Genomic DNA, 14880 nt, shown 5'->3' on the forward strand with positions numbered 1-14880 from the left:
GCCTCGCTATGGAAGGGTAAAGTTTTTCAAGAGCGACCACACCAGTCGAACCCTCACCAACGGAGATCCCAGGCCGATTGATCAGACTGGACAGCACGATATTGTCTGGCTCCACCGTTGCGTTGAACCTCGCGGCTGATCGTTGATGGTGAGCGTTGCAACAGCCGCGCAATTGAGCGCAGGGACATCAGCACGCTTAGCCGATGTCCGCTTTTTCATCCTAGGTCCAAAAGCTGCCTGTCAGCTGACCACCCACTTGTTGCCGTTCGGGCTCGAGTAAGTTATGTTTTTGAATGGCTGCATTCGGGAACGAATCAACACCCTTGGGATGTTGCACACAGGGCAAAAAGTGCTCGCTCTAGGGTAGGTCGACCAAAATTCTCCGATGATTCGAGTGCCCATCTTTGAAGCCTATGGGGCGCCATTTCCAGGAAAAATTTGCCGTATGTGACTTAGTTGCAACGCTATTCGACTTATCGTTCAATAAATGGCCTCTGACAGGCCAAACCGTTCCAATTGCGTTGGACTATTCGTAATAATTAGATCAATGCGCGACAACGAATGGGGCTATCGCTCCGTTTTTTTTAAGACCCGCAGACAACAAGTCGGGGCGTAGGAGAAAAACATGAGAATCGCTAAATTTATGGCCGCTACCGCTCTTAGCGGGGTTATCGCAGTTTCACCTGCTTATGCGCAGGAAACGCAGGAAGCGGAAACATATGACGATAATGTCATCATTGTCACCGCGTCCAAACGTGAAACCACATTGCAGGAAACCCCGATTTCGGTCTCGGTTACAACCGGCGAAACTCTTGAAAATGCGCAAATCCGTGACGTGCTCGACTTGCAGTCGGTCACTCCTTCGCTGCGCGTGAGCCAGCTCCAGACCTCTTCGGCATCGACTTTCATCATTCGCGGCTTTGGTAACGGCGATAACAATTTCGGCATCGAGCCATCTGTCGGCGTATTCATTGACGGCGTGTTCCGTTCGCGTTCCGCTGCAGCTCTGTCAGATCTTCCCAATGTACAGCGCATCGAAGTGCTCAACGGCCCGCAATCGACTTTGTTCGGCAAGAACGCTTCTGCTGGCGTGATTTCGGTTGTTACGCGTGAGCCGCAATTCGAATTTGGTGGCGCGGTTGAAGCCGTATACGGCAATTACAACAATGTCGTTGTCAAGGGCGACATTACCGGCCCGCTGACGGACAATATCGCGTTTGCGGTCGACGGTAGCTATAACCGCCGCGACGGTTACGCCAATATCGTCAATCTAAACGAAGAGCAGAATAACCGGAACCGTTGGGCCGCTCGCGCTCAGCTTTTGTTCCAGCCAACATCGGATCTGACGATCCGTGCGATTGGTGATTACTCGCGGATTGACGAAATCTGCTGTCAGGTGACAACAGTTGTTGCTGGACCAACCGCCGGAGCGATCCAGCTGCTTGGTGGCCAATTCTCTACCGATCGCTATAGCTATGATGCGTACCTCAATCAGGTTCCGATCAACAAAGTCGACAATTATGGCGGCTCGATCCAGGCCGATTATGATGCAGGTCCACTATCTTTCACCTCGATCACTTCCTATCGCGAGCTGGAGAATCTGTTCGTTTCGGACATTGACTACAGCAGTCTCGATGTTGCGAACGAAACCCGCAACCAGAAGGTAAAGACGTTTACCCAGGAATTCCGCGTTGCATCGGACTTTGATGGTCCGGTCAACTTCCTGCTCGGCGGCTATTATTTCGACGAAAGCATTTCCCAGATCAGTCAGATCGAAAACGGTACACAAATCCGTGACTTCTTCGAGCTTCTGGCTGGTGGAAATCCGGCGGATATTATCGCTGGCAACCCGAGTGTATTCAATGCGGTTGAAGCAGGTCTCGGCCTGCCACAGGAATCGATTTTCCTCACACCACTGCTTACAGCCGAGCAGTTCTCGATGGACAACACGTCCTATTCGATCTTTGGTACGGTTGATTTTGAACCAGTAGACGGCCTCGTCTTTACCGGCGGTTTCAACTACACCGACGACAAGAAGGACTTCGCACTCGCTCAGCAAAGCTTTGATCCATTGGGTCAGATCAATCTGGTCGATGCGTTCATCGTCGGTGCAACCGGAGGCACTGTAACGACGCGGGATCAATTCCAGGCACTTTTGCCGGCTACCCAGACGGCTCTTCTTGCTGCAGCACAGTCAGCTGCAAACCCATTGATTGGTCTTGCTGGTTTTCAGTTCCAGCCACCCTTCCTGACCATCCCTAATGCTGTCGAAGACGGCAGGACTCGCGATGACAAGTTCACTTATCTGTTGCGCGCATCCTACCGTGTCTCGGAAGAAGTCAACGTATATGGTAGCTATGCAACCGGCTTCAAAGCGAGTTCGGTCAACCTGTCGCGCGATAGCCGGCCTTCCAGTGCTGATTTTGTTTCAGGACCGGGCGGATCGACTTTTGCGGCTCCATCATCGCCGATCCTCGATGCAGGTCTGGCACTGCCAAACCTGAGAAGCGGTTCGCGCTTTGCTGGTCCGGAAAATGCTACCGTTTATGAAGTTGGTATCAAAGGTCAGTGGGAAGGCTTCGGCTTTAACCTCGCATTGTTCGACCAGACCATCAAAGGCTTCCAAAGCCTAGCTTTTACCGGCACCGGCTTTGCTTTGCAAAATGCTGGCCAGCAATCGGTCAAGGGTATCGAGTTCGATACTACGATCAAACCGACCGAAGGCTTGGTATTCACCTTTGCAATGACCTATCTCGATCCATTGTTTGATGATTTCCCGGGTAGTGTTCTGGGCGACCTGAGCGGCGTAACACCAGCCGGGATTCCTGAGTTTGCGATATCGACTTCGGCAACCTATACACATGAATTTGGTGCTAGCGGGAACCGGTTGATCACACGGATCGATTACAGCCATGAAAGCAACACGCCGATCAACAACGGCTTGCCAACTTTCAATGCTGCGTTGGGCAATACCCAGATCTTTGATCGCGAGGTCAATCTGGTCAACGGTTCGATGACCTTCAAGCTTGAAAACGGCCTGGAAATCGGCGGCTACGTTCGTAACCTGCTCAACGACCAGTTCCTGACGACCGTATTTGACGGGGTTGCGCAAGCAGGAACGGTTTCGGGTTATCCAAGTGCGCCGCGCACTTACGGTGCCGTCGTCCGCTTCAAATTCTAATCGAAACCCATTTCGGTAAAATCGAGCCCCGCCGGGCAACTGGCGGGGCTTTTTTGTATCAAAATTACATCAAATTGCCTGCCGATGGTGCAAAAATGGAAAGTTAAGATGCGCTTTATGCATTTCAAGCTGGACTTAATCATTCGATTAGTTGAATATTAACCGGTCTGGGGGGATGAGCAAAAATGTCACTCTCCAGTAGAATGTTCGAATTTTGGGAGAGAGAGATGCGTAAATCGCTATTATTGGCCGCTACAGCTATATCTGCAATTTCGGTTCCTGCTAATGCGCAGGACACAAACCTCAAAGATGATAATATCATCATTGTGACTGCGCAAAGACAGTCGCAAAGCCTGCAAGAGGTGCCGATCGCGGTATCCGCATTTGATAGCAAGGCTCTCGAGGCGCAGCAGATTGAAAATGCCAGCGATCTGCAACTCACCCTTCCGAACGTACAATTCTCCAAAGGCAACTTTACCGCAGCCAGTTTCACAATCCGGGGCATCGGTGATCTTTGTGTTGGCGTCTCCTGCGATTCGGCCACAGCGATCCATCTGAATGACGAACCTCTTTTTGGTACCCGATTGTTTGAGACGGAATTTTTCGATATCGAACGGATTGAGGTTCTGCGTGGGCCGCAGGGTACGCTGTTCGGGCGTAACGCAACATCAGGCGTAGTCAACATTATCACCAACAAACCCAATCTTGGTGAATTAGGAGCTGCGCTTGAAGGCGAATACGGAAATTATAACGCCTATAAAGTGAAAGGTATGGTCAATGTTCCGATCGGCGAAACACTTGCCGCTCGTGTCGCCGGTATTTACGTAAAACGGGACGGTTACACGACCAATACTTTTAACGGCAACAAAATTGACGGACGCGATATATACAGCGTCAGGGGTTCATTGCGATGGGAACCGACGCCCGATACTTCGATCGATCTCCTCGCTTCCTACTTCCGTGAGGATGACAACCGACTGCGTATCCAGAAACAGCAGTGCCAAGACGATCCCACGGGTATTCTTGGTTGTCTAAACACCCGCCGTGACTTTGGTAAGGTGAATACAAACGCAACATTTACCGGCACTTTGGGATCAAGCGAATTTCTAAACACACAGGCCCCGGGCTTCGGTGCATTTGGATTGAACAGCATCTATGATCCGAATGGCAACGCTAATAATAATTTTGTCGAGCCTACCGATGTTCGTCAGGTGACAACTGATTTTGAACCTGAATATTTTTCCAGCGAACTCCAGCTTCAGGGAAAAATTGAACATGATTTCGGTCCGATCAAGGCAAAGCTTTCAGGTACCTATCAAGAAACCAAGGTCGATTCTCGACAAGATTATAACTTGTCGGTCGCCAACCGCGCCGGTTTTGCACAGGCCCTGAATACAATTGCTGTCGTCCCTGGCTTTGAGCCTGTTGCTGCAGCGGTCACGCCAAACGGTCCGAATGGCGTTTTATGTACGTCTGATACTGATGAAACGGGATACGGAAGCTACGGTGGAAACAGCATATGCGCAGACACACCGCTGGCCTTCGACAGATCCAACTCAGATGATAGTGCTTGGTCGGTTGAGGGAATTATTTCCAGTGACCTAGATGGCCCGTTTAATTTTCTGTTGGGCGGTATTTATGCCGAAAGTCACCTGACCGAAAACAGCTATTATGTGAATGCCTTCGCGATTGATTACATCGCAGGCATTTTGGGTGCCTCGGGGGGTAATTTTCTCGCGACCCCGTTTTTCCGGAACAACACCGATGACTTCAAGCTGAAATCATACGGAATTTTCGGAGAAGCCTATTTTGATCTCACCGATAATTTGAGTTTTACCGGAGGTCTGCGCTACAATAACGACAAGAAATCGGTCCGCGCACGGTCTACGTTGGCAAGTTTCCCGGTCGCATTCGGCTCCTCGGGAGGAACTGTTTTTGATCAACCTGGCGTTGCCGGATTTGATGCAGATCCTGGAACTCCAGGCAATCAGATTTTCCAGAGCAGAAACGTCGCATTCAACGAAATTACCGGACGGGCTGTTGTGAATTGGCAGTTTACCCCGGATAACCTTTTGTATGCATCTTACTCACGAGGCTATAAATCCGGTGGTATCAATCCACCTTTGCAACCGATTTTCGCTGTTCCGGAATCTTTCGGTCCTGAAAAAATCGACTCTTTCGAAATCGGATCCAAAAACGTTATAGGAGACGGCGCACTAACCCTGAATGCGACAGCCTTCTATTATAAGTACAAGGGCCTCCAATTAAGTCGAATTATTGCCCGTACATCGGTGAATGATACGATCGATGCAGACATTTACGGTGTTGAAGTGGAAGCGATTGTTCGCCCCGATCCGGACTGGGTGATCAATATGGGCTTCAGCTATCTCCACACCAAGGTGGTTGGTGATCAATTCTTCAGCAATACCCGGGATCCCGGTGGCGGGCGTGCCGATGCCGTAATCATCAAAGACCTCTCCAACGGTTCGAACTGTGCTGTGGTCCCTACAGTTGCGGGAAATGCTGCCGGATCGAACGGATTTGTTACGCAAGTGAACAACATCATCAACGGCGGTGTTCCCGGCGTGTTTGCACCAGCGCCTGGAAATTTGCAGGGACCTACGGCATTCCCGGCTGACGGCGGAATAGCTTCAACTGGGGCGTATAGCTTCTGTGGTTTCCTTGAAGCTCTTGCTCCAACCGTTGGCGCAGCATTCGGCGGCATTGATGTGTTAAGCCCTGGCGTGCCAGTTAATCTCAAGGGCAATGAATTGCCTCAGGCTCCTGTCGTAAAAGCGTCTGCTGGTGTGCAATATACAGCAAACTTCAATAACGACATGTCGTTGGTCCCTAGACTGGACATCACTTACACGGGCGAAAGCTATGGCAGTGTCTTCAACGGCAACGTGAACAAGATCAAAGGATTCGTTCAAGCCAATGCCCAACTCCAGTTAAATGGCGGTGACAGCAAATGGTTTGTGAAGGCATTTGTTCAGAACATTTTCGATAGCAACTCGACAACCGGCCTCTATGTGACTGATGCCTCTTCGGGTCTGTTCACGAATATCTTCACGCTGGATCCGCGGCGTTACGGTATTGGTGCCGGTATCAAGTTCTAGGCGATTTTCCAGAATTAGAAGAAAGCCCTGCCGGGAAACCGGCGGGGCTTTTTTGTTGATAAGGGGGGTCGCATCAATCTGGGTTTTGGCCAGAATTCCGAATTCTCAAGCTCTCAGATATCTAAAGAAGGAGCCTTTGCTCATGCTGCGGGTTTTTGCGATGGTCGATCCCCCGGATCAACTTTCTTCCGCAAAAATGGTGCCGAATATCCGACTCGAACGGATGACCTACCGCTTACAAGGCGGTTGCTCTACCAGCTGAGCTAATTCGGCATGCACTGGATTTGCTCGGCGCTATTAGCGTCAAACCACGCCAAAGGTCCAGCCCTCTTTTTGCGCAATATCTTCGGTCATCGCCGGCGGGGTCCAAAGCGCCGGATCGCCTGCAACCTGCCTCATCCATGCGGCGGTGATAAGTGCATCGGTGCTGTGATCGTCATAACGTCGCAATCGTGCCGGCGGGGCCGTGTTTAACTCTCCCAGCGCATTGACCAGACCGGCGCGGTCGCGGACCTTGCTGCGTCCCTTTGGCAGGCCCGCGGCCAGCGCTGCTACCGAGGTATAGATTTCGATGATGACGGGACCGCGTTCGGGGACCGGATCAAATGGCCAGACCGGAATGGCGCCGCCAAGCTGGTGCAGCAATCGCATCCCGGTGAGGCTCGATTTTCCGACCTGGGCAGCGCCGACCAGATTGAAGCAGCTGGCGCTATTGGCTTGTTTTTCCGCGCGCTGATAGCGCTCTACTTCGCGCAATCGGCCGATACCTCCGCCGAACAGGTCGCCGACATGGTCGCGGCTGTGACGAAAATGACGGTTGATCTGCGGGTGGGCGAGAAAGCTGGTGGCGTTCAGATGGGGATCATCATCGCAAAGAGTATCGACTTGCTCCCATAAGGATTTTGCCTCGTGCGGGCTCCTGTCCCATTCTGGAAAATAACTGCCCTTATCGAGATACGGGAGCGCCATCGACAGATCAAAGCCGATCAATATGTCCTGCTCGGTCTCTGCAAGGCGTTTGAGCCAAGCCAGGATATCGGGCCGTGACCAGCGCGGTGTCGGAGACAATAGGGAAGGCGGGCTGTCGGGCCCGATCATTGCCACAGCGATGCCGTCAGGACGCTCGATCTTGGCGCCCGACCAGTCGACGCAGGCAAAATGGGAAAAGCTTCGCACAATGCTATTCTAGCCGATCAGACGGGCAAAAGAAAAGGGCAGGCCCATCGGACCCGCCCTAATTCTTTCAATTTTTTGACCAGAGCCTATTTTTTGGCTGCTGGTTTCTTGGCAACCGGTTTAGCGGCTGCTGGCTTCCGAGCCGCAGGCTTGCTGGCGGTCGGTGCTTTTGGTTTAGGCGGATTGGCGACGAGATCGTCTAGGATCCGGCCAGCCGCGTGGCGACCACCCCAACCGAATGCCAGTGCTGCTGCTGCAGCGCCACCAATGGCCAGTGCTGTGAACGCCGTTTGCACGATTTCTTGTCCAACACCCATGAACTGGAGGCCCATGAAGGTAAACAGTACGATCGTTGCATAGCGCACGATGGTCGATGCCATGCTGCCTTCATCCGTACCGCCCACAATCCGCGACAGCAGATTGGCGATCAGGAAGCCTACAGCGATCACGATCGAACCGAAGATGACCCGTCCACCAAGTTCGAGAACCTGATCCAGAATTGCGGTCAGTTCTGCAAATCCGAGCAAGCGCATCGCAGCAATTGCAAAGAATAGCATGATTGCTACCTGAGCAATCCGCGATAGCACCGAGGTCAACGAAGTGTTGGCCGGCAGGATATCGAGAGCAGCTACGGACTGATCGACGCCGAGGCCGGGCAGGATTTCGCTGATGATCTGAACGACGAACTTGCTGATCAAATAGCCGATACCAAGGATGATAGCCGCACCGATGATGTTCGGAATCGCCGCAAGGATCATGCGCAACATGTCGCTGGCCGGTCCTGAAACCGATTCAAGATTCAGCGCTTCCAGAGCCAATATGGCAATCGGAATGATGATCAGAACATAGATGATCGTACCGATCGTCTTGCTTATCGTCGAATTGCCGGTAACCGCGTCGATACCGCCGCGATTGGCCCATTTGTCAAAATCGACAGTTTGGAGGGCCGTCACGACAAGGTCGCGAACGATCCGTGCAACCACCATGCCGATGAAGAATATGATAGCGGCACCCAGCAGGTTAGGGACAAAGCCCATGATGGAGTTGAGCAGAGTCTGGATGGGTGCGTCGACGCCGCCCAGTCCAAGCACGCGCAACATGATGAGAAGGCCGAACAGCCAGATCAACAAGGAAACAATTTTCCCGAGTGACTCTCCGACCGAAGTGCCGGCGGACGTGTCACGCTGTAGAAATGATACATTGTCTACAAGCTTGGCAAAAGTCCATTTTGCCGCCTTTGCCAGTATCCATGTGCCGATCAGAATGGCGAGGGCATAGCCCCAATCCATCATCACATCCGTATCGAGCGCATAATTGCCTATTCGCATCCCATCCATATAGCTTCCCCTATTTCGTTAGTTGTTACGAGGGTTACCAGATAGCACGTTTTCCAACGAATAGACAGAAATCAATAAATGTTGCCAAATTCGGGGGTGTAAAAACTCCTAAATATCATGAGCTTGTCGTCATCTCTACAACGACACGGCCAATTGCTTCGCGTCTTTCGAGTACCCCGAGAGACTGCGCTGCATCTGTGAGCGAGAACCGATGGGAAATATGGGGGCGCATGATGCCTTTGTCCGCCAGATCCCTTAGCGCCGCGCGTTGGCGTATGGCTAATTCCGGATCGCGGCGGGGGCCTTCTCCAGCGCGAACACCAATCACGCTATAGGTTTTGATCATGATATGATTTGCCGGAAAGGCTGGAATGGTACCGCTGGCGAATCCGACGATGAGATATCTTCCGTTCCAGGCTATCGCACGCGTCGCGGTCAGCGCGAGATCACCGCCGACCGGGTCATAAACGACATTCACGCCCTTGCCGTCAGTAAGCGCCTTGACCTTGGTCGCGAGATTCTGGTCTGCAGAATCGATCAGATGATCGGCCCCTGCATGATGGATGGCTTCCAGCTTTTCTTCGTTCGAACCGGTTCCGATAACCGTCGCACCGATATGTTTGGCCATCTTGACCGCGGCCATGCCGACGCCGCCACTTGCGCCAAGAATGAGTATTGTCTCGCCGGGTTGCAGATGCCCCCGCTCGACCAGCGCATGCCAGGCTGTTGAAGCAGCTGTCTGCCAGCAAGCCCCTTCAGCAAAGGAAAGCGCCGCGGGCAAGGGAGAGACTGCGGAATCGCCGACAATCCATTGCTCGGCCAGTGCGCCGCCCTTGCCGCCCGCCATGACCCGATCGCCGGGTTTGACACTCTGCACGTCAGATGCAACTTCGAGCACTTCCCCTGCCGCCTCTAGCCCGGGTATGAAAGGTGGATCGGGACGAAATTGATATTTGCCCTGGGTCATCAGCAAGTCGGGGAAATTAAGGCCAGCGGCCTTAACAGCGATCCGCACTTCGCCTGATGCCAGTGGCCTGGCTTCTCTGGTCTGTATCTGAATGGAATCGGGGCCGGTCAGTTCGGTGCATACCGCCGCGCGATAGGAACTCATGGCGTCAGCGCCTCAACAACGTCACGCGTGAACGCAGCTATATCAAACCGGCCATCGCTGGTGTCGTAGCCGCGCCGGACGATGACCATATCAAGCGAGGGAATGATCACCAGATACTGACCGCGGTTTCCAAAGCCGGCAATCGTGTCTGCAGGTACGCCTTCGGAATTGTTCATCAGCCAGAATGTCGCGCCATAGCCGAAATCACGGCCTTCCGGCTGCGGCCCTGATGGCTTGCTAATATATTCGCGCCAGTCTTCGGGAAGCAGGCGTTCGCCTTGCCACATGCCATTGTTGAGATAGAGCTGGCCGAGCCGCCCGAGATCGCGCGCAGTAGTCCAGACCTGGCTCGAGAGGATATAATTGTCCTGCCAGTCGGTCTCGGCATAAGTGCGGGTCATGCCCAGTTTCTGGAAAAAGGCATAGGGATCGAAATCTTGCTTCTCGGGCGTGTAATTGCCGAGCTTGTTCTTTCCATCCTCGTGGGCCGCCTGAGCAGCAAGCACTGCCAGTAACGTATCATTATTGGCATAGCGAAACTTCGTGCCGGGCCGTTCGAGCAGGGACCAGCTGGTTGCCTGCTGGCTCACGCTGGTGGCGCCCATGTAAATCCCATCGGTGCGGTTGCCGGCTGTATCGCTGGTCAAGCCGCTGGCCATGCGCATGAGATTATCGAGGGTTATCAAGCTGCGCGGATCACCGAATTTCTGCCATTGTGGTAAACTGGCTCGGGCGCTCACATTGACCATATTCTGTTGGACGGAGTGGCCGATCAAGCTTCCTGCAATAGATTTCGCAACGGACCATGTCCGCTGCGCAGTGTGCAGATCATGACCAGCTTTATATTGCTCGGCCTTTATTGTGTTCTTGTGCAGAATCAGGACGCCGCTGGTTTTGCTGCCTATGCCATAGGTGCTGGAATCGAACGCCTTATCCGTCACAACGCGCGCGGCAAATTGGGAGGCGCTTTTGATCGGAGGAGGGGTGACATCCCCCATCGGCCAAGGGCGATCATCAGTGAATATGCGGGTTTTGACCGGCGCGCCGGTCTCGATCCCGTCAAATCCGATGGGCATGGACGTACAGCCAGTTTTGCGATTCCAGATGGCTATCCGCGGCGGTGCATCATCGGCAAAGGCCACGCGAACTTGCCGTTCGCTGTCGTCCACTTCCTCCGACAAAGTGGGGACAATGTCCGCGATCCGGTCATAGATGCCGGTCAGTTCGTCTGCCTTGATATCGGCGAGCGATTTTCCGCCATTCCACAGGCCGGAACAGATGAATTGCGCTTTATATCCCGCAGCCAAGGCCCGGTCGTAGCGCGATGGCTCTTGTTCCTGGGCCAGAGCGCTGCTCGGAAATAACGCGCCGATCGCGCAAATACTAACCAGTTTTTTCAGCACGCAAATTCTCCCAAAAATCAAGCCGTTCCCGGATTTTATGTTCGAAACCCCGGTCCACAGGCTGGTAATATTGCTCAGGCTGCATTTCGTCCGGCCAATAATTGTCGCCCGAAAAGCCGTCGTCGGTTTCGTGATCATAGCTATAGCCTTTGCCATAGCCGATATCCTTCATCAGGCTGGTCGGTGCGTTGAGGATGTTCTGCGGCGGCATCAGCGAACCAGTATCCCTGGCGGATTTCCATGCGGCTTTCTGGGCCTTGTAAGCCGCATTGGATTTTGGAGCCGTGGCGCAATAGAGGCAGGCTTGGACAATTGCCAATTCCCCTTCCGGACTGCCAAGAAATTCATAGGCCTGTTTTGCGGCGAGCGCTTGCACCAGCGCCTGCGGATCAGCCAGGCCGATATCCTCGCTGGCGAAACGGACGATCCGACGAAGCAGGAATAAAGGCTGTTCGCCGGCCACCAGCATTCTTGCGAGATAATAAAGCGAGGCCTGGGGATCGGACCCCCGCAACGCTTTGTGTAGCGCCGAAATCAGATTATAATGACCCTCGCGATCCTTGTCATAGACCGCCATGCGCCGATGGAGGATTTTGGCGAGTTGGGGCGGGTCGAGCGGATCCGCGATATCCAGCGAAAAAAGCGTCTCGGCCTGATTGAGCAGGAACCGGCCGTCGCCGTCGGCGCTTGCGATCAACGCCTCTTTTGCATTTTCGGTGAGGGGGAGGGACTTTTCCTCGAGCTTTTCGGCCTTGTCCAGCAGCTGGCCCAGAGCGGTTGTATCCAGTCGATTTAGGATCAGTACCTGAGCGCGGCTGAGCAGGGCGGCATTGAGTTCAAAAGACGGATTCTCGGTTGTGGCACCGACGAGCACAACCGTACCTCGTTCGACATAGGGCAAGAAGCTATCCTGCTGCGAGCGATTGAAGCGATGAATTTCGTCAACGAATAACAGGGTGGCCTTTCCGGACTGAAAGCGCATATCGGCCTCGGCAAAAACCTTCTTGAGGTCTGCCACCCCGGAAAATACCGCCGAAATTGCCTTGAAATGCAATTCGGTCTGATCGGCGAGCAAACGTGCAAGACTGGTTTTCCCGGTCCCTGGAGGCCCCCATAGAACCATCGAAGAAAGCTTTCCCGCAGCGATCATCCGGCCGATCGTGCCTTCTGCTCCAACCAGATGATCCTGGCCGACGATGTCGGCAAGCTGACGGGGTCTTAGCCGGTCGGCTAGGGGAGCATCGGGCGTGTTTTCGGAATCACGCTGCTGATCTTCTTTATCGTCAAACAGTCCCTGCATGATTAGCGGATGGCAGCCTGCGAGATCGGTCCATGACCGGCCTGCCGCTGGCGGACCAGCCGCATATAGGTTTGTGCCACGACATTGTTGATCTGGTCCCAGCTATATTCTTCGGCGCGCCGTTCTCCCGCGGAACCATGCGCGTTCCGCAGGTCGTCGTTCTCGCAATATGTTTGCAACGCGTCGGCAAATTCACGGACTGCGCCGGGTGTAATCAGCTTGCCGGAATCATTGTTTTTGACCAGGCTTTGGCTGCCGGTCGCCTTCGCCGCGACGACGGGGAGCCCGCAGGCCATGGCTTCGAGAGTGACGTTACCGAAAGTCTCGGTGATCGACGGGTTGAACAGCATGTCCATGCTAGCCACCGCGCGGCCGAGGTCGCTGCCCTGCTGAAATCCGGCAAATATGGCGCCGGGGTTTCGCTCCTCGAACCACTGTTTGGCCGGGCCTTCGCCAATGACCACCACCTTATGCTTCACCTTGCGGCGATTCAGCTCGTCAATGGCATCGGAAAAGACGTCGAGCCCCTTTTCCATCACCAGTCGTCCGAGAAATCCGATCACCGGTTCGTCATCAGCAATGCCCAGCGAACGCCGCCACGCCATGTCACGATGACCGGAGTTGAATATCTCGCGGTCGACTCCGCGCGACCAGATACCGACATCATAGTTCATCCGCTGGTCGCGAAGCACCTGAGCCATTGATTCGGAGGGAGCCACCAACGCATCACATCGGCGATACAGGCGTCGCAATATCGCCTCGATCACCGGCTCCAGAAAGGCGAGATTATAATATCGCGGATAGGTCTCGAACCGCGTGTGCACGGACGCCAATACCGGTATCTCGTTATTGCGCGCCCACGATACCATCTTGTGGCCAACCCGGTCAGGGCTGGAGATTTGCATGATGTTGGGGTTGAACCGTGCCAAATCCCTGCGCACATCGCTGGAAAGACGTGTCGGAAAGCGATATTCACCGCGACCGGGAAAAGCGACGGACGGGACGCTTATCAGATCTCCCGTCGGTTCGAAAGCGGGCGTGTCGGTGGTTGGCGAATAGACGCGAACCGCTGCTCCCTGGCGAAGCAGATAATCTACCAGCCGGTTGAGTGCCTGATTAGCACCATCGCGCACGAAATTATAATTGCCGCTATAAAGGGCAATGCGAAGGTCACTGATTTCCATTCGCGCCTTGAAGCATAATCGCAGGGAAATTGCCAATATGAACTTGGTCGGTTATCAGTCTGTGATGATCCGGACCAAGCTCGAACATCTGTTGATTGGGACGCCAAAAATCTTTGGTGAAGATGGCGAAATGAGCGCGATTGCCAAAACGCCGGTCGACCGCCCACTGAAGCTGGGCTTTGAAGGATTGGAGGGCAATCAGGTGGCGGATCCGCTTCATCATGGCGGTCGTGACAAGGCCGTTCATCTTTATCCGATCGAACATTATGACTTTTGGCGGGAAAAATATCCTGACGTGTCAGCGCTCGATCAGTCCGGAGCCTTTGGTGAAAATTTCAGCTGTTCCGGATTGAGCGAGGATAAGCTCTGTCTTGGAGATATTTTTCGGATCGGGGAAGCGCTGATCGAGTGCAGCCATGCGCGGCAACCATGCTGGAAGCTCAATCATCGATTTGGCCATAGAGATGTTCTGAAAACCGTAGTGAAAACGGGAAAATGCGGCAGTTATTTTCGCGTTCTAGAAGAAGGCCCTGTGCAGGCGGGCGACGATTTCGTCCAGCAGGCGCGGCCCTATCCCGATTGGCCGCTAGACCGGTTATTTGGCATGATAATCGGTGGCAAGCACGAAGGGCAGGTCGCTGAACTTATTGCGCTTTCAAAAAACGAAACGCTTGGTGAAAGCTGGCGGGTTCGGGCACAGCAGCTCGCTGGCAACTAAACCGGCTTGCTGTGATCTTGCTCGGCGGGATGTAAACGCAGCCTGGTCACGCGGCGGTCATCGGCTTCGGTAATTTCCAAAATCCAGCCGCTGGGATGTTCGAGCCTTTCCCCAACCGTCGGAATATGGCCGGCCAGTACGAAGCACAGTCCGCCAATCGTATCGACATCCTCGTCAATGATTTCGAGGGCGGGATCAATCGCTTCACCGACGTCGTCCAGCTCCGCCCGGGCATCCGCTTCCCAAATGCCATCGTCGCGCTTGACCAGCATCGGGATGGGCTCATCATCATGTTCGTCTTCAATCTCGCCGGTAATTTCCTCGACAATATCCTCGATGGTGACGAGACCT

General features: G+C 53.8%; 10 protein-coding genes, 1 tRNA gene and 1 pseudogene. 3 read left to right on the forward strand and 9 right to left on the reverse strand.

Translation table 11 applies throughout. The features are described 5' to 3' along the window. Positions 1 to 71 precede the first annotated feature (71 nt). Positions 72 to 200, reverse strand: a pseudogene (locus tag V7680_RS12850) (helix-turn-helix domain-containing protein); the annotation flags it as partial. 425 nt (positions 201 to 625) lie between these two features. Here V7680_RS12850 and V7680_RS12855 point away from each other — a divergent pair. Both V7680_RS12855 and V7680_RS12860 read left to right on the forward strand, forming a co-directional pair. After that, entirely contained in the window at positions 626 to 3181 is a 2556-nt protein-coding gene (locus tag V7680_RS12855; RefSeq protein ID WP_335653670.1) for a TonB-dependent receptor, read from the forward strand. Positions 3182 to 3408: 227 nt separating this feature from the next. Continuing rightward, a complete protein-coding gene (locus V7680_RS12860; RefSeq protein ID WP_335653671.1) occupies positions 3409 to 6300 on the forward strand; it encodes a TonB-dependent receptor in 2892 nt (963 codons plus the stop codon). Between the two features lie 197 nt (positions 6301 to 6497). Here the strand turns inward: V7680_RS12860 and V7680_RS12865 are convergent. The 7 genes from V7680_RS12865 to V7680_RS12895 form a co-directional block, all read right to left on the reverse strand. After that, a tRNA-Thr gene (locus V7680_RS12865) sits at positions 6498 to 6573 on the reverse strand. Positions 6574 to 6603: 30 nt separating this feature from the next. Continuing rightward, the gene (locus V7680_RS12870) at positions 6604 to 7476 is read right to left on the reverse strand and encodes a hypothetical protein (protein ID WP_335653672.1); all 873 of its coding nucleotides are present in this window, start codon (positions 7474 to 7476) and stop codon (positions 6604 to 6606) included. An 86-nt stretch (positions 7477 to 7562) separates the two neighbouring features. After that, a complete protein-coding gene (locus tag V7680_RS12875) occupies positions 7563 to 8813 on the reverse strand; it encodes a mechanosensitive ion channel (protein WP_335653673.1) in 1251 nt (416 codons plus the stop codon). Positions 8814 to 8928: 115 nt separating this feature from the next. Next, on the reverse strand, positions 8929 to 9924 hold the full coding sequence (locus V7680_RS12880; protein WP_335653674.1) for an NADPH:quinone oxidoreductase family protein: 996 nt from the start codon (positions 9922 to 9924) through the stop codon (positions 8929 to 8931). Further along, the gene (locus V7680_RS12885; protein WP_335653675.1) at positions 9921 to 11327 is read right to left on the reverse strand and encodes a serine hydrolase domain-containing protein; all 1407 of its coding nucleotides are present in this window, start codon (positions 11325 to 11327) and stop codon (positions 9921 to 9923) included. Before V7680_RS12885 ends, V7680_RS12880 begins: the two co-directional genes overlap by 4 nt. Then, positions 11308 to 12627: a replication-associated recombination protein A gene (locus V7680_RS12890; protein ID WP_335653676.1), complete on the reverse strand. Its 1320-nt coding sequence runs from the start codon at positions 12625 to 12627 to the stop codon at positions 11308 to 11310. Before V7680_RS12890 ends, V7680_RS12885 begins: the two co-directional genes overlap by 20 nt. 2 nt (positions 12628 to 12629) lie before the next feature. After that, the gene (locus V7680_RS12895) at positions 12630 to 13811 is read right to left on the reverse strand and encodes a glycosyltransferase family 4 protein (protein ID WP_335653677.1); all 1182 of its coding nucleotides are present in this window, start codon (positions 13809 to 13811) and stop codon (positions 12630 to 12632) included. Positions 13812 to 13848: 37 nt separating this feature from the next. Here V7680_RS12895 and V7680_RS12900 point away from each other — a divergent pair, with 37 nt between their 5' ends. After that, positions 13849 to 14529 (forward strand): MOSC domain-containing protein, encoded by a 681-nt coding sequence (locus V7680_RS12900; RefSeq protein ID WP_335653678.1) that lies wholly within the window; start codon positions 13849 to 13851, stop codon positions 14527 to 14529. On the opposite strand, the gene V7680_RS12905 is transcribed toward V7680_RS12900, so the two are convergent. Further along, positions 14526 to 14880 (reverse strand): transporter associated domain-containing protein (locus tag V7680_RS12905; protein ID WP_335653679.1); only part of this gene is annotated, 355 nt, incomplete at its 5' end. The genes V7680_RS12900 and V7680_RS12905 overlap by 4 nt on opposite strands.

Source organism: Parasphingorhabdus sp., from assembly GCF_036963705.1.
Lineage (GTDB): Bacteria > Pseudomonadota > Alphaproteobacteria > Sphingomonadales > Sphingomonadaceae > Parasphingorhabdus.

Bases quoted from the DNA above. Each gene is read 5' to 3' on its own strand.
- V7680_RS12860 (WP_335653671.1), top strand. From the start codon at position 3,409: ATGCGTAAATCGCTATTATTGGCCGCTACAGCTATATCTGCAATTTCG.
- V7680_RS12890 (WP_335653676.1), bottom strand. From the start codon at position 12,627: ATGCAGGGACTGTTTGACGATAAAGAAGATCAGCAGCGTGATTCCGAA.
- V7680_RS12855 (WP_335653670.1), top strand. From the start codon at position 626: ATGAGAATCGCTAAATTTATGGCCGCTACCGCTCTTAGCGGGGTTATC.
- V7680_RS12895 (WP_335653677.1), bottom strand. From the start codon at position 13,811: ATGGAAATCAGTGACCTTCGCATTGCCCTTTATAGCGGCAATTATAAT.
- V7680_RS12880 (WP_335653674.1), bottom strand. From the start codon at position 9,924: ATGAGTTCCTATCGCGCGGCGGTATGCACCGAACTGACCGGCCCCGAT.
- V7680_RS12875 (WP_335653673.1), bottom strand. From the start codon at position 8,813: ATGGATGGGATGCGAATAGGCAATTATGCGCTCGATACGGATGTGATG.
- V7680_RS12900 (WP_335653678.1), top strand. From the start codon at position 13,849: ATGAACTTGGTCGGTTATCAGTCTGTGATGATCCGGACCAAGCTCGAA.